Origin of the sequence: Pelagibacterium sp. H642 (assembly GCF_031202855.1) — a bacterium.
Lineage (GTDB): Bacteria > Pseudomonadota > Alphaproteobacteria > Rhizobiales > Devosiaceae > Pelagibacterium.
This window is the reverse complement of the sequence record NZ_CP101829.1, coordinates 1,311,870-1,338,576: the sequence shown is the minus strand read 5'-3', so window position 1 is coordinate 1,338,576 and position 26,707 is coordinate 1,311,870. Positions and strand designations below refer to the sequence as shown.

The window sequence follows — 26,707 nt, the reverse complement described above, 5'->3', positions numbered from 1 at the left end:
CCGACTGTTTCCTCCCGATGTCCCGGAGAGCTTTCTTATGCGGCGGCGCAGCCCTGATCGGCATGGGTAGCTTTGCCATACCGACGCTGGGGCAAGACGGGCGGCTCGCAGCCCTTCTCGACGAGGCCTCAAGCTTTCCCTCACTCCAGACGATAATGGTCGCACGCAACGGGACCGTTATCATCGAGCGCGCTTACCGCGGTCATTCGAGTAACGCGCCGACCAACATCAAGTCGGCGTCTAAACCCATTGTTGCCACTCTGGTCGGCATCGCCATCGAGCAAGGAATCCTTGAGGGTATCGATCAGGCCATTGCGCCGATCCTGAGCGCCGATATTGCAGCCAATGCCGATCCGCGCATCGAGACAGTTACCATAGGGCATCTCCTGACCATGCAAGCAGGCTTGCGGCCAACATCGGGAGCCGAATACGGCCGGTGGGTAAGTAGCGAGAACTGGGTTCGTGCCGCTCTCAACCGGCCCTTCGATGCGGCCCCTGGAGGGCATATGCTTTATTCCACCGGATCGACTCATTTGCTTTCAGCTATCCTAACCCGGACGACGGGCCAATCGACCCTGGCACTCGCCCGGGGATGGCTGGCCTCAGTTGAGGGGTTTTCCATCGACAGCTGGGCGCGCGACCCGCAAGGCATTTACCTGGGCGGCAATGAGATGGCTATGAGTCCGCGCTCTCTGCTTGCCTTCGGGGAAGTCTTTCGCCGGGGCGGACTAAACGCAAGCGGTGGCCGCGTCATCTCGGAATACTGGGTTGAACAAGCTTGGATGGCCAGGACCCGCTCCAGGTATTCGGATGACGGCTACGGCTATGGATGGTTCCTGCGTTCTATGGCGGGTGAAGACATCCGCTATGCCTGGGGCTATGGCGGCCAAATGCTCTACATCGTGCCACGTCTAGACCTTTCTGTCGTCATGACCTCGGACGACGCACCGCGCCCCACCACGATAGCGGATCGAGACAATCTTCATGCCCTGAGCGCCAGGATTATCGAAACGGTTCGAGACCTGTAGGCCCGGAGCCTGGTTCAGCCCTGATTTCCAAGAACATTCCCTATTCCAAAACCTTCGACGTCTAAGGCAGAGTCAGGCATGGCGGCGGGGGGCGACCGCGTAATTGCTCACGATCGAACAGGGTGGCGGGGCGGTTAGAGTTGGAAGGATGGCTGTCGCGGTGCAGGTTAAGGTGACACCGCGGTCGGTCATGACGGGCGACAGCACGGCTCCATTGAGCGGACCGATTGCCGCGCGTGCCAGCTTATTGTTCCGATCATCGCTTTTGCTGTCGCGGGCGCTGGCATCAGGCTGGTTCGCAAAGAGGTGCGCAATCTGGAGCGGCCTCACCACCACGGCACGCCGGCAGAATAACGCGCCACCGATACGCTCCTTTTCAATGGCTTTGTCCATTGGCCGTTCATCGCTCTGAACGCTTCATTGAAGTCTTGTATGTTCGTCCCACGTCGGTTGCATTAGCGGCAGGTTGCCCAAGCGCTTGAGCGCGCCATTGTGTGTGGCCTCGCCGAATTCGCGAAGCAGCCACAGAAACGGCGCCACCTTGGGACCGAGCGTAATGTTCCCAAATTGATATGCATGTTCATCTTCATTCCGCCCGCAGAACCGATCGCGTTCGACGCTCTCCAATGGTCTCGGTGACCGCAAGGGGAAGCGTTCGCAGGCGTCGACCTGTAGCAGCAAAGATCGCATTGGCTAGGGCTGCGGCGGTCGGCACCACGCCCGGCTCCCCAACGCCACAAGGCGGCTCGTCGCTTTCAACGATGGCGACCGTGACCTCAGGCGCATTAGCAAGGCGCTGGATCGGGAAATCGTGGAAGTTGGTTTCCCGCACGGCACCATTATGAACAGTAATTTCGCTCATTAGTGCACTGGTCACGCCGAACAGTGCACCGCCTTCCATCTGCGCGACCACCTGATTGGGATTGATGATCAGCCCCGCATCGATGGCGCAGAAGATGTGGTCGACCTGCACCTCTCCATCTTCGGCCACTGTGACCTCAGCGACCTGGGCAACGACGCTGCGATAGCATTCCTCGATCGCGATGCCGCGGCCGCGGCCTGCCGCCATTGGACTTCCCCAGCCAGATAGCTCGGCAACGCGGTTCAGCACGGCAAGGTGACGAGGACTCTCGCCAAGAATGGCGCGACGGTAGTCGAGGGGATCGGTCCCTGCGGCCAACGCGCATTCGTCGATGAAGCTTTCGGTAAAGAAGGTATTGAACGAAAAGCCGTTGGAGCGCCAGAAGTGCATGGGGATGTGGGTGGGCACATGCTGGCTACGCATACGTCGATTGGGTATCGCGTAATGAAGCTTGTCCAATCCCTCGATGCTGAGATAATCCCCGTCCGGACCCGGAGTGAAGGGCATGTTGCGGCTTGCCATGGAATTGAGGACCGATTGCGTGGCGACCAGAGCGTCATAGGCCATCGGCAGCCCGTCGGGTCTCAACGCCGCACGCAGCCGGGCAGCGGCCTGGCTGCGATAGAGGCCTCGGCCGATATCTTCTTGCCGCGACCACATCACTTTGACTGGGCGACCGGGGTGGCGGGCGGCGAGGTAGGACGCCTCGGCGATGACGTCCCCGTCACTGCGTCGACCGAAGGCACCCCCATTCATCGTCAAATGCAAGGTAACCTCGTCAGGCCGCACCCCGGCCCAGCCCATGCCACGGGTCACAGCGGCTTGCATGTTGATACGGTTTTGCGAGGGGGCCCAGACCTCTGCCGCGCCGCTCTCGCGCAGGATCGCGGTAGCGTTCATGGATTCCATGCAGGCGTGGGTAACGAATGGCACTCCGTATTCAGCCTCGACCACAGCCGCGTCGGCCGCCGCAAGAGCTGCCTCGACATCACCCTCATCGATATGGCCATGCGGGGCGTCAGAGGAAAGCCCTGCCTGCAATTTGGCGGCTAAAGTAGCACTATCCTCCCGATCGGCTGCTGTCGGTGTCCACTCAATATCCAGCAGCCATGCAGCCCGTTCGGCCTGCCACCAGGATTCCGCCACGATGGCGACGTGTCGTCCATTGATCACCGCTACGTCGACCACACCCGCGGCGGCGCGCACGGCGGCTTCATTGCCGAGGGAAGCTACCTCGGCGCCGAAGACCGGCGCGTGGCGCATCGTGGCATGCAGCATGTCCGGCAGGACGACGTCCATGCCGAAGACGGGCTCGCCCCGAACCTTGCCGGGGATGTCCACCCGGGGTTGTGACCGGCCGATAAGGCGCCACTCCGATCGTGGTTTGAGCGCCGGAGCATCCGGAGGTGGCAGCAGCGCTGCGGTCTGCGCAAGATCGCCATAGGCGACGCTCTGCCGGGTCGCCTCATGATAAACGGCGCCCTCTCGCGTCGTAAGCTCGACCACCGGCACGCTGAGGCGTATGGCCGCCGCCGCGATCAGCATCTCCCGCGCTGCAGCACCGGCAACTCGCATCGGGTGCCACATTCCCATGGTCGAACCGGACGCCCCAGTGGCGATGAAGCCCATTTGCCCAAGCACCCGGCGGCCAAGCCAAACAACCGGTCCGGACGCTTCTTCGGGGCGTACATCCAAAACGTTGAACCAGGTGGAATAGGAGGGATGGGCCTGAGTCGGATATTCGACGCCAATGCGATCGTCGAAGGGCACGTCAAGCTCTTCGGCCACCACCATTGCGAGGCCAGTATGGATGCCCTGCCCCATCTCCGTCCGGGGCACATTGACGACGACCCTCCCGTCGCTGTGCAGCACGACGAAGGCGTTCAGGATCGCGCGCTCGCCCTCGACCGAGCCGCCATGCAATCCGTCGACATCGACTGTGGAAAGGAAGCCGACACCACCCACGGCAGCAACGAGAGCCGTGCCGCCAAGGGCGGCCCCGGTTAGAAGAAATGCGCGTCGGGATAGCAAGCTCGGCATGGCTGTTCCTCAATCCTGTGTCAGTGTGGCGCGCGGGGAATTGCGCGATAGATCCCGCAGTGGCAAAAATGGTGATCTCGGCGGCGCTGGGATTGGGGTCTTCCCAAAGCCGGTCTGTTGCCGCGATCAGACAGTCAGGCTGGCGGAAACCGCATTGGGGCATTTGCCCCTCGATCCAGGCGCGCTGGACGACAAAATTTCCGTCTGTACCGGCAAGGCTGCAGAATAAGGATACGCTTCTTCCAGCGCGTATCGCCCATACACCTGCCCACCTGGGCCACCCTCTCGGTAAGTCCTATGCGGGCGGAACTATACTTAGAACTCCTCGGCCGCTGGCAGCACGGAGCGCGTCCGCCGCTCGCCCACCGTTTCGGTTATCGCGAGGGGGAGAGAGCGCAGCCGCCGGCCGGTGGCGTCGAAGATCGCGTTGGCGACGGCCGGCGCGACCGGGATCACGCCGGGCTCCCCCGCGCCGCCCGGAAGGTCGTTGCTATCGATGATCTCGACTGTCACCTCGGGAGCGTTAGACAAGCGGTGCACAGGGAAGTCGTGGAAGTTCGACTGAACCATCGCGCCGTCTTCGAGCGTGTTGGCGCTCATCAGCGCGGTGGTCAGTCCCCAGGAAATGCTACCCTCCATCTGGGCGACGACTTGAGCGGGGTTGATCACTGTGCCAACGTCGACGGCGCAGAAGACCCGATCGACCGTCACCTCGCTGTCCTCTGACACAGAGACTTCGGCCACCTGTGCCACGATGCTATAAAAGGCTTCCGCTATAGCTATGCCTCGCCCACCGCCGGCGGGCAGCGGGCTGCCCCAGTCCGCCATCGCCGCAGCGCGCTCAAGCACGGCGAGATGGCGCTGGCTGTCCCGCAGCAGAGCCCGGCGATAGTCGAGCGGGTCGATGTCAGCTGCATGGGCGCATTCGTCGAGGAAGCATTCGGAGAAGAAGGCGTTATGCGAATAGCCATTCGACCGCCAGAGGCCGATAGGCACATGGCTTGGCACATGATGCGAGGCCACGTGCTGGCCGGGGATGGCATAATACGGCCTGTACAGGCCTTCGGAATTGAGGCGATCACCGTCCGGATTGCCACCGCCGGTAAAGGGCAGTAGCCGTCCCATTATTCCTTGGGCGACCGACTGTGCCGCTACGGTCGCCTCGTGGGAGAGGGGGAGGCCGTCTCCCCCCAGGGTCGCGCGCAGCCGTGCAGCGGCATGGCTGCGGTAGATGCCGCGACCTATATCTTCTTCCCGTGACCAGACCAGCTTGACCGGCCGGTCCGGGTGGAGTGCGGCTAGATAGGCCGCCTGGGTCATAACGTCGAGTTCGGTGCGGCGGCCAAAACCTCCGCCGTTCATGGTGACGTGGACAGTAACCTCGCCAAGCGCCGTTCCAGCAAGCTCAGCCCCCCGCGAGACGCCCCAGCGGGCGGAAGTCAGCGATTGGGTTGGTGCCCATGCCTCGGCCGTGCCGTCGCTGCGGACGAGCACGGTGGCGTTCATCGGCTCCATGCAGGCGTGGGTAACGAATGGTGCGTAATACGAAGCCTCGACGTCCGCTCCGCCTTCAGCAATGTTTTCGCCTTCTGAATGCACGGAAACCGGATCCCCGCGATCGAGGGCCGCTTGAAGGCTGGTGGTCAAGTCGGCGCTGGACACTCTGTCCGCGTCGGTTTCAACCCATTCAATCTCCGCAGACCAGAGCGCCTGCTCCGCCGTCCACCAGCTGTCTGCGATCACGGCAACACTGCGATCTTGGACAACTACCACGTCGATCACTCCGCGCAACTGTCGCAGCTCGGCATCGTTTTGCAGTCGGGAGACTGTGGCACCAAAAACCGGCGGCTGCCGAATCGAGGCGTGGAGCATGCCTGGCAAGATCACGTCCATTCCGAAGACCGGCTCGCCGCGCACCTTGGCCGGCAGATCGACGCGCGGCTGATCGCGCCCGATAAGGCGCCAGTCGGCGCGAGACTTTAGGGACAGCCGCTCCGGAGGGCGTACATATGTGGCCGCTAGCGCGAGATCGCCATAAGATATGCTTCGTCCTGTAGCGGCGTGATGGACGCTCCCACCGTCAGTGGAGAGTTCCCCCTCCGACACGCCAAATGCTTCCGCTGCAGCGGACATCAGCATGTAGCGCGCCGCGGCGCCAGCCTGCCGCATGGGCGTCCACAGGCTGTAGGTTGATGAGGAGGCACCCGTCGCGACGAGCCCCACCGCACCAAAGAGGCGCTGACCCAGCCAGACGACGGGTCCCTGCGCCTCATCGGGCCGAGTCTGCAGCTGCGAGGCCCAACTGGCATAAACTGCGAGCTCCTCGCTGGGATGTTCGACCCTGATGCGGCTGTCGAACGGCAGGTCCAGCTCCTCGGCCACGAGCATGGCGAGCCCCGTGTGGATGCCCTGCCCCATTTCGGTCCTCGGCACATAGACCGTGACTTTGCCGTTGGGATCGATCGCCACGAAAGCATTCAGCACAGCGCGATTACCATCGATAAATCCGTCAGGACCGTCCAGGTCGACCGTCGAAAGGTAGCCGACGCCGGCAACGGCTGCAGCGGCGATGGTGCCGCCGATCGCAGCACCGGTGATGAGGAAAGTTCGACGTGACAGCATCGCCATTTCTTTCTGCTCAGCCCTGTGCGCGTGCAGCGGCGCGGTGGATGGCACGGCGAATGCGTGGATAGGTTCCGCAGCGGCAGATATTGGTGATGGCAGCGTCGATCTCATCGTCGCTCGGATCAGGGTTCTGCTCCAAAAGTTCTGTCGCCGCGATCAAAAAGCCGGGCTGGCAGAAACCGCATTGGGGTACTTGCTCGTCGATCCAGGCTTGCTGGACGACAGAAAGTTCGCCGTGTTCGTCGGCGAGTCCTTCAACCGTCACGATAGATGAGCCGGCGATACTTCCCACGGGAACGGTGCAGGAAGGCGTGGAAATGCCGTCAATGAGCACCCGACATGCGCCGCACTGCGCAATGCCGCAGCCATATTTGGGTCCGAGCAATTGGAGATCTTCCCGGAGCACCCAAAGCAGTGGTTTGTCCTCTTGGATCGCCACATCGGCAGGTTTGTTGTTGACGGTGAAAGCGACCATAACAGCTCCAGATCAGCGGTGCGGCCAGGGCAAGGACAAGGCTTGCTGGCAGCCATGATGGGTGACGGAGGCGCGACGACGCGTCCATCGCGCATTTGAACAGGGTAAAGTTCGATCCTTTGGCGGTGCGATTGCCAAGCGTCAAAGGACAGCCACTGTTTCGACGGCCAAGTTAGACGCTGTTCGTCTCACGGCTGTGCCGCCGGTGTCGCCGATTGTACCGTTTTGGAATCAGGTCGAGCGCCTTTGCCCAGGAAAGGCGCTACTGCGGTTACAAACGGATACAGTTTCGTACACGCCTTCGCCTCAGGAAGCGCTATAAGGAGAATTCTTGAAGCCCCCGAAGGCCCACCATGGAGCACGTGCCCCACATTGCCGTCGTTGACGACCATCGCGAGATCCGCGATCTGGTCGCGAAATACCTGCAGCAGCAGGGCTACCGGGTCAGCACAGCCGAAAACGGAACTGCGCTGCGCCGGCTCATCGAACGAGGAGCGCCGGATCTCGTCGTCCTCGACATCATGATGCCCGGGGAAGATGGCCTAACCCTCTGCCGCGAGCTTCGCGAGCGGCCGGGCCCTGCGATCCCTATTATCTTTCTCACCGCCCGAATTGACGAAACCGACCGCGTAATTGGGCTTGAGCTCGGTGCCGACGACTACCTGGTAAAGCCCTTCTCTTCTCGCGAACTGGTGGCGCGGATCAAGGCCGTGTTGCGGCGGGTCAACAGTCTGCCGCCACAGCGCGGTGCGCGGCGGGCAGGGTCCATCCGCTTCGACCGATGGGTGCTCAACATGGGTCGACGTGAATTGCAGAACGATGATGGTGTCGGTGTTCCCTTATCAACCGCAGAGTTCCGTCTCCTGAAGATCTTCGTCGAGCATCCCGGCATAGTTCTCAGCAGGGACCAGCTACTCGACCTCACCGTCGGCCGGGAGGCAGAACCCTTCGACCGATCCATCGACAACCAGATCAGTCGCCTGCGCCGCAAGGTGGAACTCGATCCGAAGAATCCCACGATAATCCAGACCCACCGCGGGGGCGGCTACAGCTTCATGCCAGAGGTCTACACGGTATGAAGCTGCTCTTCGGGTTCTGGCAAAAGAGCCTCACCGCACAGCTTCTTTCGTGGTTGCTCATTGCCCTTTTTGCGTCGCAGATTTTAGGCCTCGCGATCGTTTGGGACTATATGCAGGCTGATCTGAGGGGGTCTGCGCGCGCCGAACTCAGCAGTCGCGCGGCAGCAGTCGCCCGGCTGGTTCGGACGGCACCGCCCACGCTTCGTGAGGACCTGATTCGCATAAGTAGCACGGACACGTCGCGATTTTGGATTTCCGACGGTAGGCCCGTCGCTCTCGAGAGTTGGGTGCAGCAGGCATTTGCCCGCTTCGAAGTGCCGCTCGGCGAACTGTTGGTTGCTTCGGACGGCATTGCTTTTAGCAGCATGGGCGAGGAGAGCCAGTTGCCTGCTGGTGCCGACGCGGAGTACTTCCTGAAGGGGGCGACCTGGACGGTCGTCCCGGCGGCAGACCGGGCGGAACTGCCGGTCATGGTTCGTTATCTTGACTTTGCCGAGCAGAACGGTGCCGGCGTCATCGTACCTTTTGATGACGGACAGGTGCTAAATGCTGCCTTTTACAAGAATCTCGCTCCATCCATCTGGCGAACGCATCTTCCATTGTCTTTGGCACTGACGGCCGTGCTTGTTTCCCTTGTGGCGGTCATTACGGTTCGCCGCATCGCGAGTCCGCTGCGACAACTCACGCAGGCAGCCGAGATGCTGGGGCGTGGCGAGGCCGTGTCGCCACTGCTCGAGCGTGGCCCTGAAGACATCCGGCGGACGGCCGTTGCCTTCAACAGCATGCAGGAACGCCTCCATCGCTTCGTGGTCGACAGAACACGGATGCTCGCTGCCATTGGACACGACCTGCGGACGCCACTGACAACCCTGAAGCTCCGCGCTGAAATGGTCGAGGACATTGAGCTACAGGAACGGATGCTCGATACGATAGATGAGATGCAGGCTATGACGGAAGCAACCCTTTCGCTCGTGCGGGAGGAAACGAGCGTCGATCCGACGCGGACCATCGATCTGGCGGCCCTGGTCGAAAGTGTGTGCGACGACCTCGCCGAACTTGGCCAGTCGGTTCGCTTCGTCTCAAGCGAACGCTTGAACTACCGCTGCCGCCCGGAAGGGTTGAGGCGTGTGATCCGAAATCTCATCGAAAACGCTGTCCGTTACGCGGGGGGCGCAGAAGTTCGGCTGGTCGTCGACCCTTCGGCCGTGAAAATCCTCGTTGAAGACAACGGTCCAGGCATCCCGGTCGACAATGTCGAGGAGGTTTTCGCACCCTTCTTCCGCCTCGAGAAGTCGCGTTCTCGTGAGACGGGTGGGCTCGGCCTCGGCCTATCTATCGCTCGTGCCATCGCCCGCCAGCACGGCGGCGACATCATCCTCGCGCCGCGAGAACCGGGGTTACAAGCCGCCATCGTCCTGCCGGGATGAAGACCGGCCACAATTTGCACGGAGAACTTTCCGAAGACAACCGACGCCGCTGCGGGACCATCTCCAAAGCTCTCCGGCATTGGTCCAACGACCGTTATGTCGCGCAATGACAGTCGAAGAGCGCCGTCACCTGAACGCCGGTGTTACAGATTGGCTACCCAGAACCGTTCCGGCAGCATCCACACCGCATCCAGCGCTTGCGCGAATCTTATGTGCATCATGGGTTGCAGGACCGCGCCGTGGATAAGCATCCGCCGCCTGCGCTTGCTTCCGCGCTTGCCGGTACTGAACAATGCGGCCTTGCAACCCGACGGATATTTCATAGGCACCAGCCCCAGCCAAGCCGCCTTCTTGAACTGCTCTGCGGAACCTGCCGAAGCAAGAAGGGCTGTTGCGCCGAACAACCCAAACCGGGGATCGACATCCAATGGCCCGCCGTGCCTGCAAGATGTCCATCCGGGATGAACTCGGTGTCGTCTCAGCAGGAGATGCGGTCTCGGGCGATCTCGTATGGCCCTCCGTTAGGCCATATGGGTTCGTCTCGACGCCGGTGCGCAGCCGTTTTGACGTGCCTTTGGGGATAGACGTTCGTCAAGCAGCCCGCGGGCTTGCCCGACTCGCCAGCAATCCTTCGACACTCCACGAACCCGGACCAACTGCCGCGATGTAGAGGAACAGGAAGCAGTAGAGCACTGAAGGCTCGCCACCATTCAACACGGGAAAGAAGTTCTGCTGTGCGTGGGCCATGAAATAGGCGAACGCCATAAGGCCCGATAGCACGAAGGCCACCGGGCGCGTCACCAATCCGATCGCGAGCATGAAGCCCCCGACGACCTCCATCAACCCTGCGATGTAGATCAGGCTGGACATCTGGTGTTCGAAGGGCGCCGGCCAAGAGAATATCTTCATCGTTCCATGCGTGAAGAATGAACCGCCGGCCACGATACGCAGCAGGCTGAGAATGTGAGGCGCATAGGACGCGCCGGCTAGCATCTTGTACATGAGCCAAGCCTTGTCTTTATGTGGATTCGGTCGGCTGATTGTACCGCGCTAATCTGCTCAGAGTTTGCCACGCGTGTACCGCAAAGTATTAAGTTGTAATAGGACCATTCGCCGCCGCTTTCCGGCCGGTACGCTGGCAACTTGGACTTTCGGAAAGGACGGCGATGCCTTGGAGATCACGCCGATGGGTCTCACTCTGAGTTCAGCCCACCAGGAGCTGCAGCGGCTCTGGCAGGGCAGGGCATCGCCCATGTTATCGACGAATATGCCCGAACGGCGATCGGGGATGGTAGACTCGTTGATTTGCTGACGGACTGGCGCGTGACCCTGCCCAGTTGGTTCCTCTACTACCCGAACCGGCGGCACGCCAGCGCGGCAATGCGAGCATCTCTTAACTTCGTCCACTGCAGGGCAGGTCGTTTTCTCCTGGTTCGCCCTGATGCCACTGTCCACCGATTCGATTTTTGCGTGAGCATGCGGAGGACCAAAGCCATTTGCTCCGCGCCCGTCGGCAGTCTTCAGAGCGCGTCTGGTCAGGAAACGCGATGGAACGACAGGGGTAAGGTCGGTGTCGAGAAGACCTGCGCCATGTCGTCCCAGTTCGCCTAAACTTTGTTCGGCCCTAAATCCATGAGGGCGCGTCCGCTCATGAAATCGATCGGAACCGAGACGTGGTCATGCACCACGAGCCAATCCCCATTTATGCGGGCAAGCACATTGGTTTCGCGCGCCCACATGTCGATAAACTGGCCGCCGACAACCGTCCCCTGCAGCCGTGTCAAGCCTCTCACCGTGGCGATATTGCCCGCCTGGTAGACTGTCAGGTTTTCGATGGTGACGCGCAGGTCGGCCCCGAACATTTCAAAGAACGAGACCCAGTTGCGGCGCCAGATGTCGTCACCGTCGAAAGCGAGCTTTGGCCCATCCGCTTCGGGTGCGGCCATCAGGTCGTACGAATATATGCCTGGAGCATAGAACGACATCATGCCGTCCACATCCTGCTTTTCAAACATTTCGCGCCAGGCGTTGCGTTTGGCGGCGACTGCGAAAGCCGCTTGGCGATCTTCGGTATGGTCCGGGATGATGACCTCGAAGGGCAGCTGCGGCAGGGCCGAAACGGCGGGGCTAGGCATTGCAAACTCCTGTTGCTTTTGAACCTGCCCAGAATAGGATCGCGCCCGATGCGGACAATTCGTGACGATATAGGGGTATAAGAGCTAACAGGATGCGGTCCGTGGCCAGCGAAAACAGTTCGCAGATTGCAAAGAGCGATTTCCGAGTTCGGGATGGTGAGAACATCCTTGGCCTTTTCCTTAAGGACCGCCGGGCGCGCCTGGATCCCGGAGCGCTTGGATTTCCCACGCAGCGACGCCGGACGCCCGGCCTCAGGCGCGAGGAAGTTGCCCAACGCGCCAATGTCAGCGCCACCTGGTACACCTGGCTGGAACAGGGGCGCGGCGGCGCGCCATCGGTAGATGTGATCGACAGGCTTTCAAATGCGCTCATGCTGACGCCGGCCGAGCGGGAATACCTTCACAAGATTGCCCGGATGCCGGTGACGGGCCGCCCGCCGACGGCCTATGAAATCACCGACCGCCAGCGGCGCATGCTCGATGCGCTCTCGCCCTGCCCGGCCTACATTAAGACCGCCGCTTGGGATCTGGTCGCCTGGAATGCCGCGGCGAATGCGGTTCTGACCGATTATACGAGCCTGGCTCCGCACGAGCGCAACATTTTGCGCATCTTGTTCCTCGATCCCGAGACGCGCCGAGGGCTGGTCCACTGGGAAAGGGACGCGCGCCATGCCGTGGAAACCTTCCGGCTGGAGACGTCGCGTACCCCCATGGCCGAGCCCGTCCAGTCCTTGATACGAGAGCTCAGCGACGGCAGCGAAGACTTCGCACGCATGTGGCGGGAGCACGATGTCAGCTATTACGCGCAGGGCCGAAAAATTGTCGATCATCCCGATGCGGGAACCATTCACCTGGACTATTCGTCTTTTTCCATCGACGAGCAGCCAGGGCTCGGCCTAGTGATCTATGCGCCTGCCACCGCAGCCGATCAAACCAGGATCTTGGAGCTTTGCCGGGACCTGCGCTAGATCGGCATCGGATCGCCATCCGTAGGTTGAACACTGGCCGGCGTGGTCACGATGCCCGTCAGAACGGCGCTGGCTTGCCACAGGAAGGCGTTGGTCATTACCCAGCCGCCCGGCTCTCTAGCTCAAGACGCCCGCACCGCCGGTTTCGAGGCCGCGCTGGCCGAGAACTATCCCGATATTGAGTATCTCGGCGCCCAATATCAATCCAACGACCCCCAGCGCGCCGCCGAGATCGTGACCTTCACGCTGTCGGCCCACCCCGATCTGGCCGGAATTTTCTCGACCAATGATCAGGGGGCGATCGGCGCCATCACCGGGCTGCGGCAGGCCGGGGCGGTGGGCCAAGATAAGATGGTGGCCATGACGCCGCCAGTGCCCCGGGTGGCGGCCTTGAAGAACGGCGAACTCCAGGCCTTGATTGCGCAGAATCCGCGCCAGCAGGGCGAAGCCGCCATGGATATCGCCGCGAGTCTCTTCGCCGGTGAGGAGGTCGAGCCCGTCACCATGACCGAGATCGTCGCCATCACCTCGGACGAGCCGGATCTCGCCGACCGGTACGAGTATATCGCCGACTGCATGTAAGAGAACTGGCAAATCCGGAAACCTATGGACAAGGGCAGGGAAGCATTTCTCAGCCCTCGTCCTCAGTGTTGCAGTGTCGGTTCATCCAGCTAGTGCCGCCCCGATGTCTGGACTTTGGGTCCCGTTGCGGTCGCATCACTGTCGGAAATGAATTCCCCAGGTAGCCGAACAACGCTCGCCCTGAACCTCAAAAGGCGTCCACCTGGACATTTGGGCGAGGAGAATAACCATGAGGACGGAACCGATCGCCTGCGGGACTCGACATCGGCGCCGTGAGCTGGCGGGACTCTTTGTGGAGCGCAGTCTTCCTACACATGCCGGCGTGCGAAATCGGGAGCCACCGTCGCGCCTTTCGCCTGCCGGCAGCGCAGTCGACGCCCCGCTGCAATCGCGTCGCGCTTCGGTCGACCCTGACGAGATTAACTCGATTTCGGTTATCAGGCGGGTCATCGAATTTTATTACAATCGTAACGGTCGTCGCCGTGCAAGGATTACGGAGCGGGTGTCAATCGTTCCGCGGCAGCAGCCGCAACCATCGGGGGGGCGAAAACGCCCGGCCCGCGGTCATTTTAACAGATCATGTCACAAGACAGCGCTGTCATGCGCCGTGTGCTGGATTTGATCTTTCTCGGCGAAAGAGTCCTGGACGAGAGGCTGAAGGTGCTCAGGTACGGCCTTGCGGATCTATTGCGTCGACCGCTTCGATCGGCATCACGGGGTTTCCAGAACTCCGCAAGAGCATCGGTATCCGCAAGCCGCATTCCTGTCCTCGCCCGGACGAAAAAAACAACGCCAACCCTGTCGGGAGGCCGTGGCATCACGGATGCGGTCTCACTTTCGGGAGCGGTCGGCAGGATGCTTCTTCTGTCGAGGCGCCGCTTGCAATCTTTCGGCAATCGCCGCAGCGGGCACAAGCCGCTTTCTTCCGGCGTCGTACTTGTGCTTACGCAAAGTGCCGGATTTCAGAAGGCGGGTGATTTGGGAAGGACCATAACCGAGAACTTCGGCGGTATCCCGAACCGGCAGCAATTCCCGATCCCCAAGCACGATGACCGAAACCCCGTCACCGTCGGCAACGGCAGCGCAGACGTTCTGAAGCAACTTGTTTAGTGTCGGTGGAAGAGTTGTGGTCACATGGCCGGGAAGAGCGGATGTTTCCGGTCGGCTGGTTTCGGCTGCGATCAAGGCCCTCATGATCCGGCGTGCCGCTACCTGATCATCCTCACCGGGCGTGAATCGGATGATGTAAGGGTCAACGGGAATCATAAGCGAGCTCCATGGCATCCGTATCCGGATCGTTGTCGGGGTCGCCGTCGCTTGGCCATGTCTCCCAACCGCTTTTTCTGAGGTTGAAGAGATATCCGTAGATGTCGAGCGTAACGGTGGTCGATCCGTGACCTACGACCGTGGAAATGTCCTCATCCTCCCAGCCGTCGAAAATCAGCAGGGCCACGAAGGCATGTCGGAGGTGCCGCATACCGTAGGTCCCGGGATAGGAGTGTCCGCCCCGGGAGCGGAGTACGCGCCTGCCGATCCCGAGCCGCACCTGCTCCTGACGAATGAGCTCGTCGAGCTCCTCCGACGTTAAGGGTATGCCATCGCGATGGAGTATATACTCGTCGCCGCTACGCCCCGCAGTGATGTCGACCAAGTGCTCCGACAATTCGATGCCCAGGTGGACATAGCGTTCCCCCAGAAAGGTCTTCGTCCCTTTCGGAACGAAGGGATCGCGGTGCTGGCTGCAAAAGGCATCTTCGATGTTGAGCCGGTACCCGGTTCCGTCGGGCTCGTCCGCATGGAACGCGAACTTGGCACACTTGAGCGCCCTAGCTTCGTTGCCCCGCAGGCCCGCGAGGATGAACAGACGCAAAGCGGTGCCGGCCATGCCCTCCGAGCGAGTGACCATGAGGATGAGTTGGGTACGGCTCGGCATCGCCAACCACTGATTCCGACGGTCAGGTGCGGTTGCGAAGCGTTTGCTGACTGCACTCACCCATGGAATCTTGGCCTTGGACGGGTTGTTTTCGGCCGCGATCCAGTTTCTGGTTTCCGCGTAGTCCAGAAACTTTCGAAGCGTCGTCATGACGCTGCCGGCGAGTGCACTGCCCAGCGCCGCCAGGCTCCAACTCAACCGATGCAGATCGATTTCCCTCAAGTCGCATACGGCACGTTCGGCTAGGTGTTTCATGAGGTGGTTGCGGATATGGCCCGCCGAACGACGAGGCTTGATCGTCATGCCTCCGTCCCTTTGTTCAAGGTGACGGATCCACTCTTCCGCCGCTTCCTGAAACGGTTTGACGGTGATCGTCGTCATGCCATCAGCCCCAATGTCGCCGCCGGCGCGGCCTTTCTGCTCAAGACCTTCAGGTGGCGGGAAAAGCGCTGAAGGGACTCCGTACTCGAGCGGTTGACCGCGTCCGCGAGTATCAGGAGGCTTGTAACCGTGGACGCCCGGTCGCGCATGGCCGCTTCGACGAATTCGGCGATCGAGAACCGGCCGCGCGGCATGCCTTGCACCTTTCCACTCCCGTCGGTCCGCCGCGCCGCCGCCACCAGACCGGCCCTTACCTGAGCGCCATGGACGAGGTGCGCGACATCGCCCGGAACCAGGGCCTTTCCTTCCGGGGAAACGATCAGGGGGTCGGAGAGACAGCCGACGAACGAGCGGGCGCGCAGTCGCATGAGTGCCGTCTCCAGTTCGGGTGGCAACTGCCGCAGCCGGCCGGGGCGAGGTTCCGAGCCATTGCCGGACCCGATCGGGAGAAAGACGGTCCCCTTTTCGAAGTCCACGTCCTGCCAGCACATTCGCGAAATGGCGTCCGGTCCGATGAACATCGTCGTCAGCAGCAGAAATGCGACGAGCGCCTGTGGCGAAGCGGCATCGCGCACGGCCCGGAAGTCCGTCTCGCCGGGAATCCGGCGGGCGGAGGGATGACGGTGCACCGCGTTCTGCCGCACGAAAGCTCCCGAAATATTGACGTTGGCGAAGCCGCACTTCATGGCGGCCGCGACCATGCGTCCCACGATGCGGGCATATTCGTCCTTGGTCTTTGGGGACAGCTCCGTACCACGGCGGGGTGCAAGCACGAGATCAAGGTCGCCGGGGAGGACCTGAGAGAAAGGCTTCTCCGCCAGTCCCGGCACCAACAGACGCGCCAGTACGGCCTCGTATTGCTCGACGGTTTTCGGAGCGACCCGGCGATCGTTGCGTTCGAAGAGCAGATACCAGGCCACCACGGTGGCCAAAGTCATCTCTGCCCGCAGGGGAATGGTGGCGCCGTCACCGCGCAGCGCGATCTCCATCTCCGCCTCGTGTTTCGTCATGAAGCCGGGGCGGGTACGCGTCGGCTTCGGATTGTCAGGGGTGGCCGCGGGCGTGAAGTCGGCGATCCAAAGGCATTTACGGCGCGGGTCGGTATTCGGTTTGATGTGTGGCATGCCGGACACTCCAGTACGATCCCCAAGGGCTATCAGGGCCTCCTTGCGTTTCTCAAGAGGGGGAGCCTGGAGGCCCTTTTCGTCGCCGAGTGTGCCAGAGAAGGATTGAGGGACGCAGCTGGAATGACCCTAACCGTTTGATCGGTAACGGAAAATCCGTTACGGGACGAAAGGGACGGTTTGGGCGTCCAAAAGTTCAGCTATTTCAGAAGGTTATGCCGAGTTCGGGACCGGATTCGGGTCGGCGCGAGGAAAGTGCGGCCCATCCTGCAATAGCGCGCATCTCAACGATAGCGGAGCATTTTTGCGCGGAAATCAAAAGCTTACGCGCATCAAGCTGGAGCGCGGCGCGGGAAAAAACGGGCCGGTGTGCCAGGTGTGTTTGGCGGATGGCCGATTCCAAGATTAACCCAAGGTTCCGCAAGGACTCATTTTTCCCCTTGGCTTTCGAGACGGAAGTGCCCATCGCCTGACTGTGCTATCCTTACGGGGAGCGCCGGGGCGGCAGTGTGGACATGTGCCATCGCTATCCTTGTGAGTGCAAGTATTCCGAGCAGGACAGGATAACCACAATTCTTGCTCGGAGCTCTCTGGGGAAGTGCTCCGTTCATTCCAAGAAGAGTTCAGATAATCCTTCAGCGGGGTACCAAATCTGAATACAGAAAACAGTCGCACAAAGCTGTGGAAAACTTCGGTCGTGCGGCGTTGATTGCCGCTTTTCCCTCCTGCGGCCCTTGGGCGGCATTTGACGCCTCCCCGGGGCGAACGATCGCGGGCACGTACCCTGCAGAGATCCGTGATTATTCGTTGGTGAGTTGACCGGCGCAGGGCATTGGCATCCTCCAAGTTCAAAGAAGAAGGGAGGTGGCCGAGTCGACTTGAAATGATGCTAAACCGGCTGATCAGGGAAATGATTTCCGCTCCGAGCCGAAAGTTTTGGAGATTCTATTGGGTGAGATATTATCGGTGGGCAGCGCGTAGGCTTTTGTAGGGACGATTTACTCTCGAAAGCGAGCTTGGTCGGTTCCGCGGGCTTGCTCATACCGATCCGTCCTCCTTCACGCCTCGAGCGACGATCTTGAGCATGCCATCGGGCAGGGGGCGTTGCAGGGCCTTGGCTTCGCTCCACGGCGCGGTCAGCCAGGTCTCCACCTCATCGGGCGTCGTCAGGATCACCGGCATCGCCTTGGGATGGATCGCCTTCACCTCGGCATTGGCATCGGTGGTGAGAAAGGCAAACAGGTCTGTGGTCACCTCGCCCTCCTTAATTTTGCGCACACATGTCCATTGCGGCGCCCAGATGCCGGCGAAGAAGGCGAGGGGACGGGTATCGTCGAAAGCGAACCAGATATCCCCGCCGGCGTCCTTGTTGAATTCGTTGAAAGAGGTAAACGGGACGACGCACCGGAACCGCGGCGTCAGCCATCGGCGCCAGTGTTGGCTATCGGTGTTGCGCACATTGGTCACGCCGCGATCGGGCTCCATCCTCACGAGCCGGTCGAACTCCTCAGGGCTGAGCTCTCGCTTCTCCTTGTCCTGGATCTTCTTGGCGCGTGCGCGCGCGGCTTCATAGAGCACGCGGGACGACGACGGCATGCCCCAGCGCACCATGGCCAGTTCCGGTGTGAGATCGTCCATGTTGCGGATGATCGGAGCCAGATAGTCAGGGTAGATGCCGGGCAGGGGCGGGAAGTTGCCGAGATTGGCGTGAAGGCCCAGTTGCGCCCGGCGGCTCTCGCGAACGAAATCCCGGATCGCCTGCACATTACTGGTCATCGAATAGAGATTGCACATCCTGCCATCCGTGATGATCGTTGTTTCGCTGAAAGGTAGCGGAGTTTCCTTCGGTGTCCACTTCATCCAGTTGTGGCCCCGACCACGCTCCCTGGGGTCAACCCATAGACCGTCGACAATCCGGCCAAACCGCTCCGCCTGCTCCCTGGTCGGAAAGCAGATGACATTCCACCAGTCGTTTTCGTGAACGATGGAGTGGCCGCGATCGCAGGCGCCATGAGCGCGCCGCATAGCAGGCGAAACGATCACGCTGGCGGGAACCGCAATTTGATGCGGAAACTCACGGTCGACCTGCGCCGGCGTCATCTCTCCTTTTCTGCGCGCCATTTGTGATCACGTACCTGCTTGTTCCTATTTTGTTCTCATAATATGAGTCCGATCAAAGGAGAGCAAGATGGCTGAACCAGCAGTGGATCATTCGCCGCAAGGCACCCCAGCGCCGGGGCGCTACACGATCTTCCTCAATGGCCGGGACCGCGAGCAAATGCGCCTCACCTACGACGAGGCCTGGGCGATGCACCTCGCTGGCATCCGCTTCTCGATCTTCGATCCCGTGAATGGCGAGTACAATGTCTCGCGGCCCTACACGAAGATCTATCTTCTCGATCGCGACACGCTGACGTTTGTGCAGGAGCCTCTGGCCTAGCGTCTGCTCGATGGTGGTGGGCGGTCGGCTTGCGGTCTGCGCACACGGCGCGGATGATGCTCCTCAGCATCTGGCTCGGGAAAGTCGATGTAGGGGTCGGGATCGTCGCGCGTCATTTTCAAATCCGAGGAGTGGTCGCGCGATTAGCGCGAGGCTGAGGACGATTCCAAGAACACCGGCGATGAGAAGCACGCGCGCGAGTGGAGACATGCGGGCAAGGTGGTGCATGTCTCCACTCCGCGCAAGGGGAAAAGCCGGTTGCCTCCGGCCTTGTAAACGGCGCATTCGCGAACCATATACCTCTCCGGATGCGCCGATCACGGCAGCTGTCCAGATTCTCCCAAACAGAATCGAATTTAACCAGCGCCTCGCCGAAAACGGCTTGAGGCGCTTTAACGTTGGTCGGGTTATTGCCCGACAAAGGAACTATGACAAACATCGAAATGAACGCCCGCGCGGCCCTGTACCTGGGCAGCGACTGGCATAGCGCAAAACAAGAGGGATCTCGTGAGTTTCCCACAGCCGCGAAAGCTGTTCGGTTCGCCATGGAAGAGGCTGCACCCGTTAGCCTTCGGGGCGCCCGCATGATTGTTGGTGATCGCTCGTTCGCGGGTGAGGATATCGCGGATTTTTATCGCAGCTCTGCTTATCCGTTCGAGCGTAAGGTTACGCGAAAATTCCGCCCGTCCAGGACGGCGCGATGGCTCCAAAAGCTGAATAGCTAGGGCCGGGCGCCCTGCGCCCCACACTTGCCGCATTTATTCACGACACCGTGAAGACCCTGTTGCGGCGGACACTCCCGCTAAGGGTGGAACCGGTCTGCCTTTGAGCCCCCAAAACTCGGCAGACCGGTTTTCGCATCAATCGGCGCACCACCATTCCTCGCCATCCTGCCACCAGCGGGCCAGACGTTCCTCCACAAGCCATTCCCCGACATCGCGGCCGCCGATCCTGATCGTTGCCAGCGTCCGCCCGTTGCGGTCCATGCCGTCCCGCTCGATCGTCCATTCGTTGCCGTTGAGCAGCTCGCGGAGCCTGGCGCTTGCCTGTGCGGCCAGCGCCTTCTCCTGGTCACCGCCGCAAATGTTTGTCTGAGGCTCTGGTGTATCGAAGCCTTCGAGGCGGATGTTCTCGCCATTGAGCCAGAGCGTATCGCCATCGACGATGCAGGTCTTGTCCGGCGTGTTGCGCTGGTTAGGTGCGCACATATCGAGGATGGGCTGGGCGGAGGCCGATATGCTGCTGGCGCCGAGTAGAACTATGGCGATCATCAATACATCGAATTTCCGAACCATAGGCGCTCCAGCAGGTATTCGATCACGGCAACGACCAGCCGCAGCAGCAATTTCCATTCCTTGAGGTGCATATCCGCTCTCCATCAAACTTCAATGGAGGCAGCGTAGCCGCCTGGAGATGAGTGGGGATAAGTTTGGCTCACCCTCAGGGATTGTTTTGATTCTCAAGCAGAATAGCCAGGCCAAGTGAAGTCGGATTTGGCCTTTCCGGCGCAATAGGTATCAGGAACAAACTGCCCATTTGCGCGGCTACGGCATCGCCAAATCAGCCTATAGGAAACGTTGTAAAATTGGTCCCAGGCATAGCCATAACCGCCGCCGCTGTAATACGGAGCCGAATAGCCTCCGCCGCTATTAGCCGCGACGCCTACGGCCAACGCTGTGCCGAGCAATGCTATGCCCACTAAGGCTGCAGTGTGCCCCGCCACCTTGTCTCGGCATTGTTGTTCATTGAGGCCGCGCCGCGATAGCTCTTTTGCGACGTCCGCGCGGTATTGGACGTCATCAGTCTCGAGATACGCCCGGCACAAGAAAGTATCCTGCGGCGCGCTCGGGTCTTCATAGAATTTTGATTGTGTTGTTGAGCAACCGGCCAAAAGTGCTGCGCAGGCGAATAACGCGATTAGCTTTCTCATGATGTCCCCCAATGCCGTCAGGCAACGGGACATTAGCCCAAATATTTTCGTCCACCAGCGCGAAGTTAATGAATGGTTACCGTCCGATACAACGTGGCGACATCAGCGGCTGCGCAATGATCGCTTCCACAGATCGGGCTCCTGCTCGTCGGTCGTAGTCACTGCTCCGCCGATCGTGCCTGTCACGGTGCCGAAAGCACCTGGGCTATTTCACCCTCTTGCCGCGGCGTGATGCGGTTGCTCGGCGTCAACGGGATTCCGATGAACAGCGCGCTCAAGGCCGTGCTTCTGGCTTGGCTGGAGGCGGTGCGGCCCGAGGCACATGCAGTTGATAAGCGACGATGCGGAAAAGGTTTATCGCTGCGACGCCGTGGTGAGCATGCACGTGAAGCCGCAGCGTAAGATCGGCGGAGAAATCCTCGGCTTTCATCGCTACGCGTCATCATTTGGCTGACCGCAGGCATCCGGTTGAACGACCTGATCACATGGATCGGGCATGCTAGCATGAGTACGACGATCAAAACCTACCGCCATTCCATCATTTTGGCGGAGGATCTTTGGCGCCAGAGGCATCCATCCGGAACAGCGCCCGGAGGCTCGGGTCTTTGAGCGCATTCAATCGCTTCCCAGACACTCCGTCCCCGCAGCATGGCTCTTGCACGGTTTGGCCGTCGCTCCGACGCAGAGGCGGCGGGTTTTGCCGACGCAAAGGGTTTGTAGTGACCTGCTATCCAGGCTTTCCGTTCTCTGTGGTAGATGCGCTCTCGCTCTCATCAGCCGCCTGAGCCTACCAGAACAAATCGCCCTGCAGACCTGTTGCCCTCTTGCTTTTCGGCCGGGCCGGATATGGTCTATCAGCCAGCGAAGCGACTTCCTTTTGCCAAATCTCGGCTTCTTTCGCGGGCGGCGTGCCTACCAAAGGACCGCTATATGCTTCGATCCAGAACGGATCGCTCCAGATTGTCGCGCCGTTGGTCTCGCGCCTCGACCGAACGAGGCAATACTCTCCGTCGACGGCAAGAATCACGCCGGGCGTGGGACCGTCGAGCCATACCGCGCCGCCAGCGCGGGCGAATTTTGAAATATTGGGTTGACCGTCTCTGGGCATGACCTTCGTTCCGTTGCGAATCTATCCTTACGGAATGGTCGATCAAATCCCGGAGAGGCGCAACGTCGAAGCGGTCGAAACCCGCCACGCGGCCAAACGGCTCCGTCGAACGAACCGACGTGACCGCAGCGGGCGTCGTCATCGTATCGACTCTGTCATGGCCCGTCAGCGATAGGAGACGTCGTCATCGTCGCGCGTAGTCGGCATGGTAAGGCGCCTTACGAGCGCGTTGTTCTTTTCGCCCCAACCGCCCGGTTGCAAAAGTTGCCCGACGGTTCGAACACCGTGCCAGAGCCCCGAGACGGCCGCTCCGGCAATTGGCGTTGCGGAGCGGCCTGACCCGTTCCGCTTGGAGATCGTCTCGCAGACGGGCTCCAAGGATTACTCCTGCCAAAACCGACACGGTCAAGAATTACTTCGCTTCTGAGGAAGGATAGTGGCGGCCGGGCAAACCCAAGCTCGACCGCTAGGGGGTTGGCTAGGCCCGTGGCAGGCCACGTCGGAAGGAGGCATTCTTTTCCTCCCTCTCGGTAATGAAGGCCATCAGCGTCGACCTTCGGCACGCCAATGTGCTGCCGACCCTGAAAATGGGCAAATGTTCTTGGTAGCAGGCATGGTAGACTTGCCGGCGGGTCATTCCCAAGAACTGGCCAATGGCCTCCGCGCCCCAGATGACGTCAGCACTCAAATCGTAGTCGGTACTCATGAAATGCAAACTCCGGACAATAGACATGGATTAGCCGCGCACCGACGCGGCAGAGCCGCGGATGCATCGAAAACCAGGCAGTCACCTGGCCAAGATCCGGATGTCGTGGTCATTGTTTGCCGCTTAAGAGTGGAGGCGGTAGTGTTCGCCTCGCCCGATTGGAAATTTACGGCAAGGGCAGACCCTCCGATCCGGACCAACGGACCGGAAGAGGAGGTGGGGCGTGGCTATAGACGATGATAGATTTCATTTTCGATCTCCATGTTTTTCGACCCATCCGGACGGGTGCCGCGCCAACGACCATCCGCCCGTTTCGCATTCGCGAGGGTCGCAATCTAGAAGGCGCCCGGATTGCTTAATGAGTGATAAACTCCTGATCTGTCCGGGAGAATTGTAATTCGAGGCCTTTCCTCGACCCAGGTGAACCATACCGGTCACAACGGAAAATCCGTCAATCCTTCCTGTTTGGCCAGGACGGGATATGACGGAAAAATTCATCTAGCTCGTCCTTGCTGAGCGATAGACGCGACATCAGCAAGTCGGCGAACCTGCGGCAGGTGTCGGCGTGCTGCTCTATCAGGCTTTTGGCAGTTTCGGCGTGCTTACGCAGGTCTCCCTCCACCATTTCGAATAAACGCGGATCCCTCGACAGAAGCTGCACTGCGTTCTTGGGCTCCGTGCGCCAGACCATGGCGTCGCCCCAGCCAAAACACGCATGGCCCTGTGCAACCACTTCAGTGGCGAGATGCAGGTCGGATCCTCGGTTTCCGCCCGCGCCCATGGCGTTGTCGCCCAGAATAGTACGCTCCGCTGCCTGACCGCCTAACATCACGACCGCAGCCCGTTCCAGGTCACTGCGCGTCAAGTTGGGCCCGTCGTCGAAACGGGTGTGACCTGAGGAATGCCCCACCATACGGACGGTTACGAAAACCGGCTTCCGGCCGAGAAGATATCCTAGGACGCAATGGCCTGCTTCGTGAACGGCTACCCGCCAGCGCTCGGCAACCGAGCGGCTTTCAGTACCGATGGCGGCATCCCAGAGGTCATCCAGTCGCAGTGCCCGCCCCGCGTTTCGTGCCGCCCGCCGCGCGGCATTTACCCATTCAGCGGCTGCGGCCCCGGTCGCGCCTGTTGTCAGAACAGCCAACGGTCGCAAGTCGTCGGCCGCAAGGTCGTCCTTGAGATAGTGACGAAGGATGCCTTCGAGAGCGTCGGTAGAAGGCGGATCGATCTGCAGCCGCTTTGAGAGCCTGCCCGGCCTCACGAGGGCCGGATCGAGGTCCTGATACCGGTTGGTGGCGCCGACTACGATGACACCGCTGCGATCGTTCAATGACGAATCGAGCTGCAGGAGGAAATCCGTAATGAGAGGTGTCCACCAGCTTCTGCCGTGATTGTCGATCGTGTCTCGGGAGGGGAGGGCGTCCAACTCATCGATGAACAGTAAAGACGGGGCGGAGGCCTTGGCCTCTTCGAACGCCGATCTGAATTTCTTGATCACGCCATCAAGATCACCGTCGGACGTGGCAAACAGCGTAGCTATCGATGTCGGTACGAAAGCCAGGCCGCACGCCTTGGCGATGATCCGCGCCACCATCGTCTTTCCGGTCCCGGGCGGGCCTGTCAGGACTGCGCCGGCCTCGATCGCCGAGAAAGGGATTTCGCCGGCTCTGAAGGCCGCGAGATCGGTCTTGAGATCCATACCCCACAGCTTGGCTTCATCCAGTCCTTGCACCGAATCCAGATCGGGGATGTCGCTGACGGGGGGCGTGGCAGGACCGATTAACTTGCGGAGCCGGCGAATGGCAGTGGCTACGGGCGCTCCCGGCGGAAAACAGGCAGCCAAGGTACCCAAGCTAGCTCGGCTAGGCACGGACTTGATGCGCGCCGCATTTCCAACGAGGGTCCGCCGCGCAACCTCTCGGAGGGCCGACAGGTCGGGCAGTATCAACCTAAATCGGAAATCGGCCATCCTCTCGATTTCTTTGGGAATGTCTCCACTTTCGAGGATGACAATCGCGCCGCCCTCTGTTGCGACCAAGGTGACCAGACGATCAAGATCGGCGCCGGATGCCCTGCGATTGCGCGAACTCGATCGGATAAGCAGAGGATATTTCGGCAGCATCTCTTTGACTGCCGCCCCCACCCAGTCCACCCAATCCGCACCGGGCACTTCGACAAGAACAATGCTGAAAGTGTCGGCCAAAAGTTTCTCGAAGACGGGTGTCGGAATGGTTCTCTTGAGGCAGGCTTCACAGATAGCTAGGCGTGGGTCCGCAAACTCGGACTTCGCTTCAAGCCGCGACTCCATCGTATCCGAGATGTCGTTGTCATCTTCCGCCATTTGCCGTGCCCTTTTCCCGCGATAGAGAGACAGGAATAGGTCGGAAGGGGCCTTTTGCCGAGCTACGCAGATCCGGCAAAAAGCAAGGATTGCGGATATGCCGCGAGAACTACCGAAGGCTTCCCATCATTCCGGAAGCAATCGTAAGAAACCCGGATCGCGACCGCGATATTATACCCTGGCGGATTGATTAGCTGCGCTCCACTTTATTGCAGCCCACGTCGGCCTGGTGCTGGAGCTTCAGGCATCGGGCACCTCCCCACCACCCACGCTCGATGAAAAGGCAAAGCGGAGCCAAGATGGCGACGACGGCCGCGGTAACAAGGACGAGTGAGGACCGCAACCGGGTCGAGCGCATGTTCAACAAGCTCAAGCAGTTTCGGCGCATGAGACGGCTATATCATTCCTGGGATTCCTGGCACTAGCCGTCGCAAAGTTACGGATGCCAACTTATGTCAACAGGGCCGAGTATCGCTGGTGCCGGGGTAACATTGAGGTCGTGCCATTTCGCCGGTTGCCTGATGCGAGAACCCTGTCGAAACGCAGAAGGGGCGGTCACCCGACCGCTCCCGTTATTGTTCAGGCGCAGCGGGACTAGTGCAGCATCTGGGCGAGGAACGTCTTGGCTCGATCGCTCTGAGGATTGTCGAAGAACTCGGCCGGTGAGGCAGTTTCGACAACGCGGCCCTTATCCATGAAGACGACGCGGTCAGCCACACTGCGCGCAAAGCCCATCTCGTGAGTGACGCAGACCATGGTCGTCCCTTCCTTTGCCAGCTCAAGCATGGTGTCGAGCACTTCCTTGACCATTTCGGGGTCGAGAGCAGAGGTAGGTTCGTCATAAAGCATGATGGCAGGCTTCATGCAAAGGGCGCGGGCAATGGCAACGCGCTGCTGCTGGCCGCCCGATAGCTGGCTGGGATACTTGTCTGCCTGTTCGGGAATGCGCACACGCTCGAGGTAGTGGAGCGCCAGTTGGCGAGCCTCACGCTGAGACGTACCTTTCACCTTACGCTGGGCGATCATGCAATTCTCCAGCACGGTCATGTGTGGAAACAGATTGAAGCTCTGGAACACCATACCGGTAGCCTTACGGGCTGCGTCGATCGACGCACGGTCCGTGGTGACCTCACGACCGAGCACCTTGAGCGTACCGGCTTCGTGTTTTTCGAGAGCGTTGATGCACCGGATCATGGTGCTCTTGCCCGAACCGGACGGCCCGCAGACCACAATCTTTTCCCCTTGAGAAATGGATAGCGTGACGCCGGTCAGACTTTGGAACTGACCATAGAACTTGTCCATCTGGACGATTTCGACGGCCGGTATTGTCCCTGAACTTACGGTCGACACGACGGATCTCCTCGCTTGGCGACGTATTTGATGCCGTCAGTCTAGTGAAGAGGCCATGGCGCGTCACGTAGCTTGGTTGCCCTGCCATGATGCTAGTCTCACAAAATGAGACACTTATCCAAGTTGGCTCGCCTGCCACGTTGACCGACCGAGCCGGCGTTAATACCCAT

25 protein-coding genes and 1 pseudogene are annotated in these 26,707 nt (G+C 60.5%); 9 read left to right on the top strand and 17 right to left on the bottom strand.

Annotated features, from left to right (window positions below; all coding sequences use genetic code 11):
• Nucleotides 1-17 precede the first annotated feature (17 nt).
• On the top strand, nt 18-1,028 hold the full coding sequence (locus NO934_RS06620) for a serine hydrolase domain-containing protein (protein ID WP_375143294.1): 1,011 nt from the start codon (nt 18-20) through the stop codon (nt 1,026-1,028).
• A 72-nt stretch (nt 1,029-1,100) separates the two neighbouring features.
• Here the strand turns inward: NO934_RS06620 and NO934_RS06615 are convergent, their stop codons facing one another.
• The 4 genes from NO934_RS06615 to NO934_RS06600 all read right to left on the bottom strand — a co-directional run bounded on the left by NO934_RS06615 (nt 1,101) and on the right by NO934_RS06600 (nt 7,030).
• The gene (locus tag NO934_RS06615) at nt 1,101-1,421 is read right to left on the bottom strand and encodes a hypothetical protein (protein ID WP_309163053.1); all 321 of its coding nucleotides are present in this window, start codon (nt 1,419-1,421) and stop codon (nt 1,101-1,103) included.
• 193 nt (nt 1,422-1,614) lie between these two features.
• Nucleotides 1,615-3,930, bottom strand: a complete 2,316-nt coding sequence (locus NO934_RS06610; RefSeq protein WP_309163052.1) for a molybdopterin cofactor-binding domain-containing protein — start codon at nt 3,928-3,930, stop codon at nt 1,615-1,617.
• A 315-nt stretch (nt 3,931-4,245) separates the two neighbouring features.
• Nucleotides 4,246-6,558, bottom strand: a complete 2,313-nt coding sequence (locus tag NO934_RS06605; protein WP_309163051.1) for a molybdopterin cofactor-binding domain-containing protein — start codon at nt 6,556-6,558, stop codon at nt 4,246-4,248.
• A gap of 10 nt (nt 6,559-6,568) precedes the next feature.
• Nucleotides 6,569-7,030: a 2Fe-2S iron-sulfur cluster-binding protein gene (locus tag NO934_RS06600; RefSeq protein WP_309163050.1), complete on the bottom strand. Its 462-nt coding sequence runs from the start codon at nt 7,028-7,030 to the stop codon at nt 6,569-6,571.
• 353 nt (nt 7,031-7,383) lie between these two features.
• Here NO934_RS06600 and NO934_RS06595 point away from each other — a divergent pair, with 353 nt between their 5' ends.
• Complete coding sequence (locus tag NO934_RS06595) at nt 7,384-8,109, top strand: response regulator (protein ID WP_309163049.1); 726 nt, start codon at nt 7,384-7,386, stop codon at nt 8,107-8,109.
• Entirely contained in the window at nt 8,106-9,536 is a 1,431-nt protein-coding gene (locus NO934_RS06590; protein ID WP_309163048.1) for an ATP-binding protein, read from the top strand. The genes NO934_RS06595 and NO934_RS06590 overlap by 4 nt, the downstream gene beginning before the upstream one ends.
• 143 nt (nt 9,537-9,679) lie before the next feature.
• Here the strand turns inward: NO934_RS06590 and NO934_RS06585 are convergent, their stop codons facing one another.
• Entirely contained in the window at nt 9,680-9,964 is a 285-nt protein-coding gene (locus NO934_RS06585) for a transposase (protein WP_309163047.1), read from the bottom strand.
• Nucleotides 9,965-10,127: 163 nt separating this feature from the next.
• Complete coding sequence (locus tag NO934_RS06580) at nt 10,128-10,538, bottom strand: DoxX family protein (protein ID WP_309163046.1); 411 nt, start codon at nt 10,536-10,538, stop codon at nt 10,128-10,130.
• 106 nt (nt 10,539-10,644) lie between these two features.
• Between NO934_RS06580 and NO934_RS06575 the strand changes: the two are divergent.
• Nucleotides 10,645-10,940: pseudogene (locus NO934_RS06575) on the top strand (LysR substrate-binding domain-containing protein); the annotation flags it as partial.
• Nucleotides 10,941-11,143: 203 nt separating this feature from the next.
• Here the strand turns inward: NO934_RS06575 and NO934_RS06570 are convergent.
• Entirely contained in the window at nt 11,144-11,671 is a 528-nt protein-coding gene (locus NO934_RS06570) for a nuclear transport factor 2 family protein (RefSeq protein ID WP_309163044.1), read from the bottom strand.
• Between the two features lie 101 nt (nt 11,672-11,772).
• On the opposite strand from NO934_RS06570, the gene NO934_RS06565 reads away from it, so the two are divergent.
• Nucleotides 11,773-12,639, top strand: a complete 867-nt coding sequence (locus NO934_RS06565; RefSeq protein WP_309163043.1) for a helix-turn-helix transcriptional regulator — start codon at nt 11,773-11,775, stop codon at nt 12,637-12,639.
• A 51-nt stretch (nt 12,640-12,690) separates the two neighbouring features.
• Entirely contained in the window at nt 12,691-13,221 is a 531-nt protein-coding gene (locus NO934_RS06560) for a substrate-binding domain-containing protein (RefSeq protein ID WP_309163042.1), read from the top strand.
• Between the two features lie 831 nt (nt 13,222-14,052).
• On the opposite strand, the gene NO934_RS06555 is transcribed toward NO934_RS06560, so the two are convergent.
• The 4 genes from NO934_RS06555 to NO934_RS06540 form a co-directional block, all read right to left on the bottom strand.
• Nucleotides 14,053-14,487: a helix-turn-helix domain-containing protein gene (locus NO934_RS06555; RefSeq protein ID WP_309163040.1), complete on the bottom strand. Its 435-nt coding sequence runs from the start codon at nt 14,485-14,487 to the stop codon at nt 14,053-14,055.
• Complete coding sequence (locus NO934_RS06550; RefSeq protein WP_309163039.1) at nt 14,474-15,535, bottom strand: hypothetical protein; 1,062 nt, start codon at nt 15,533-15,535, stop codon at nt 14,474-14,476. The genes NO934_RS06555 and NO934_RS06550 overlap by 14 nt, the downstream gene beginning before the upstream one ends.
• Entirely contained in the window at nt 15,532-16,659 is a 1,128-nt protein-coding gene (locus NO934_RS06545; protein WP_309163037.1) for a hypothetical protein, read from the bottom strand. The genes NO934_RS06550 and NO934_RS06545 overlap by 4 nt, the downstream gene beginning before the upstream one ends.
• A 1,038-nt stretch (nt 16,660-17,697) precedes the next feature.
• Nucleotides 17,698-18,453, bottom strand: a complete 756-nt coding sequence (locus NO934_RS06540; RefSeq protein ID WP_309163666.1) for an SOS response-associated peptidase family protein — start codon at nt 18,451-18,453, stop codon at nt 17,698-17,700.
• A 394-nt stretch (nt 18,454-18,847) separates the two neighbouring features.
• Between NO934_RS06540 and NO934_RS06535 the strand changes: the two genes are divergently transcribed.
• On the top strand, nt 18,848-19,099 hold the full coding sequence (locus NO934_RS06535; protein WP_309163036.1) for a hypothetical protein: 252 nt from the start codon (nt 18,848-18,850) through the stop codon (nt 19,097-19,099).
• 428 nt (nt 19,100-19,527) lie between these two features.
• Complete coding sequence (locus NO934_RS06530) at nt 19,528-19,824, top strand: hypothetical protein (protein WP_309163035.1); 297 nt, start codon at nt 19,528-19,530, stop codon at nt 19,822-19,824.
• 135 nt (nt 19,825-19,959) lie between these two features.
• On the opposite strand, the gene NO934_RS06525 is transcribed toward NO934_RS06530, so the two are convergent.
• Nucleotides 19,960-20,370, bottom strand: coding sequence for a thermonuclease family protein (locus NO934_RS06525; RefSeq protein ID WP_309163032.1), 411 nt, complete (start codon nt 20,368-20,370; stop codon nt 19,960-19,962).
• A gap of 188 nt (nt 20,371-20,558) precedes the next feature.
• Nucleotides 20,559-21,029 (bottom strand): hypothetical protein, encoded by a 471-nt coding sequence (locus NO934_RS06520; RefSeq protein ID WP_309163031.1) that lies wholly within the window; start codon nt 21,027-21,029, stop codon nt 20,559-20,561.
• Nucleotides 21,030-21,351: 322 nt separating this feature from the next.
• Here NO934_RS06520 and NO934_RS06515 point away from each other — a divergent pair, with 322 nt between their 5' ends.
• Nucleotides 21,352-21,483, top strand: a complete 132-nt coding sequence (locus NO934_RS06515) for a hypothetical protein (protein WP_309163030.1) — start codon at nt 21,352-21,354, stop codon at nt 21,481-21,483.
• Nucleotides 21,484-21,816: 333 nt separating this feature from the next.
• On the opposite strand, the gene NO934_RS06510 is transcribed toward NO934_RS06515, so the two are convergent.
• The 4 genes from NO934_RS06510 to NO934_RS06495 form a co-directional block, all read right to left on the bottom strand.
• Nucleotides 21,817-22,137: a hypothetical protein gene (locus tag NO934_RS06510; protein ID WP_309163029.1), complete on the bottom strand. Its 321-nt coding sequence runs from the start codon at nt 22,135-22,137 to the stop codon at nt 21,817-21,819.
• Nucleotides 22,138-22,615: 478 nt separating this feature from the next.
• Entirely contained in the window at nt 22,616-22,843 is a 228-nt protein-coding gene (locus tag NO934_RS06505) for a DNA-binding protein (protein WP_309163028.1), read from the bottom strand.
• Nucleotides 22,844-23,294: 451 nt separating this feature from the next.
• A complete protein-coding gene (locus tag NO934_RS06500; RefSeq protein ID WP_309163027.1) occupies nt 23,295-25,187 on the bottom strand; it encodes an AAA family ATPase in 1,893 nt (630 codons plus the stop codon).
• A 594-nt stretch (nt 25,188-25,781) separates the two neighbouring features.
• On the bottom strand, nt 25,782-26,489 hold the full coding sequence (locus NO934_RS06495) for an amino acid ABC transporter ATP-binding protein (RefSeq protein WP_309163665.1): 708 nt from the start codon (nt 26,487-26,489) through the stop codon (nt 25,782-25,784).
• Nucleotides 26,490-26,707 lie beyond the last annotated feature (218 nt).

Bases quoted from the DNA above. Each gene is read 5' to 3' on its own strand.
- NO934_RS06620 (WP_375143294.1), top strand. From the start codon at position 18: ATGTCCCGGAGAGCTTTCTTATGCGGCGGCGCAGCCCTGATCGGCATG.
- NO934_RS06500 (WP_309163027.1), bottom strand. From the start codon at position 25,187: ATGGCGGAAGATGACAACGACATCTCGGATACGATGGAGTCGCGGCTT.
- NO934_RS06505 (WP_309163028.1), bottom strand. From the start codon at position 22,843: ATGAGTACCGACTACGATTTGAGTGCTGACGTCATCTGGGGCGCGGAG.
- NO934_RS06555 (WP_309163040.1), bottom strand. From the start codon at position 14,487: ATGATTCCCGTTGACCCTTACATCATCCGATTCACGCCCGGTGAGGAT.
- NO934_RS06605 (WP_309163051.1), bottom strand. From the start codon at position 6,558: ATGGCGATGCTGTCACGTCGAACTTTCCTCATCACCGGTGCTGCGATC.
- NO934_RS06590 (WP_309163048.1), top strand. From the start codon at position 8,106: ATGAAGCTGCTCTTCGGGTTCTGGCAAAAGAGCCTCACCGCACAGCTT.
- NO934_RS06510 (WP_309163029.1), bottom strand. From the start codon at position 22,137: ATGCCCAGAGACGGTCAACCCAATATTTCAAAATTCGCCCGCGCTGGC.
- NO934_RS06560 (WP_309163042.1), top strand. From the start codon at position 12,691: ATGCCCGTCAGAACGGCGCTGGCTTGCCACAGGAAGGCGTTGGTCATT.
- NO934_RS06535 (WP_309163036.1), top strand. From the start codon at position 18,848: ATGGCTGAACCAGCAGTGGATCATTCGCCGCAAGGCACCCCAGCGCCG.
- NO934_RS06520 (WP_309163031.1), bottom strand. From the start codon at position 21,029: ATGAGAAAGCTAATCGCGTTATTCGCCTGCGCAGCACTTTTGGCCGGT.
- NO934_RS06615 (WP_309163053.1), bottom strand. From the start codon at position 1,421: ATGGACAAAGCCATTGAAAAGGAGCGTATCGGTGGCGCGTTATTCTGC.
- NO934_RS06525 (WP_309163032.1), bottom strand. From the start codon at position 20,370: ATGATCGCCATAGTTCTACTCGGCGCCAGCAGCATATCGGCCTCCGCC.
- NO934_RS06595 (WP_309163049.1), top strand. From the start codon at position 7,384: ATGGAGCACGTGCCCCACATTGCCGTCGTTGACGACCATCGCGAGATC.
- NO934_RS06545 (WP_309163037.1), bottom strand. From the start codon at position 16,659: ATGCCACACATCAAACCGAATACCGACCCGCGCCGTAAATGCCTTTGG.
- NO934_RS06610 (WP_309163052.1), bottom strand. From the start codon at position 3,930: ATGCCGAGCTTGCTATCCCGACGCGCATTTCTTCTAACCGGGGCCGCC.
- NO934_RS06495 (WP_309163665.1), bottom strand. From the start codon at position 26,489: ATGGACAAGTTCTATGGTCAGTTCCAAAGTCTGACCGGCGTCACGCTA.
- NO934_RS06530 (WP_309163035.1), top strand. From the start codon at position 19,528: ATGACAAACATCGAAATGAACGCCCGCGCGGCCCTGTACCTGGGCAGC.
- NO934_RS06600 (WP_309163050.1), bottom strand. From the start codon at position 7,030: ATGGTCGCTTTCACCGTCAACAACAAACCTGCCGATGTGGCGATCCAA.
- NO934_RS06550 (WP_309163039.1), bottom strand. From the start codon at position 15,535: ATGACGACGATCACCGTCAAACCGTTTCAGGAAGCGGCGGAAGAGTGG.
- NO934_RS06515 (WP_309163030.1), top strand. From the start codon at position 21,352: ATGCAGTTGATAAGCGACGATGCGGAAAAGGTTTATCGCTGCGACGCC.
- NO934_RS06540 (WP_309163666.1), bottom strand. From the start codon at position 18,453: ATGTGCAATCTCTATTCGATGACCAGTAATGTGCAGGCGATCCGGGAT.
- NO934_RS06580 (WP_309163046.1), bottom strand. From the start codon at position 10,538: ATGTACAAGATGCTAGCCGGCGCGTCCTATGCGCCTCACATTCTCAGC.
- NO934_RS06570 (WP_309163044.1), bottom strand. From the start codon at position 11,671: ATGCCTAGCCCCGCCGTTTCGGCCCTGCCGCAGCTGCCCTTCGAGGTC.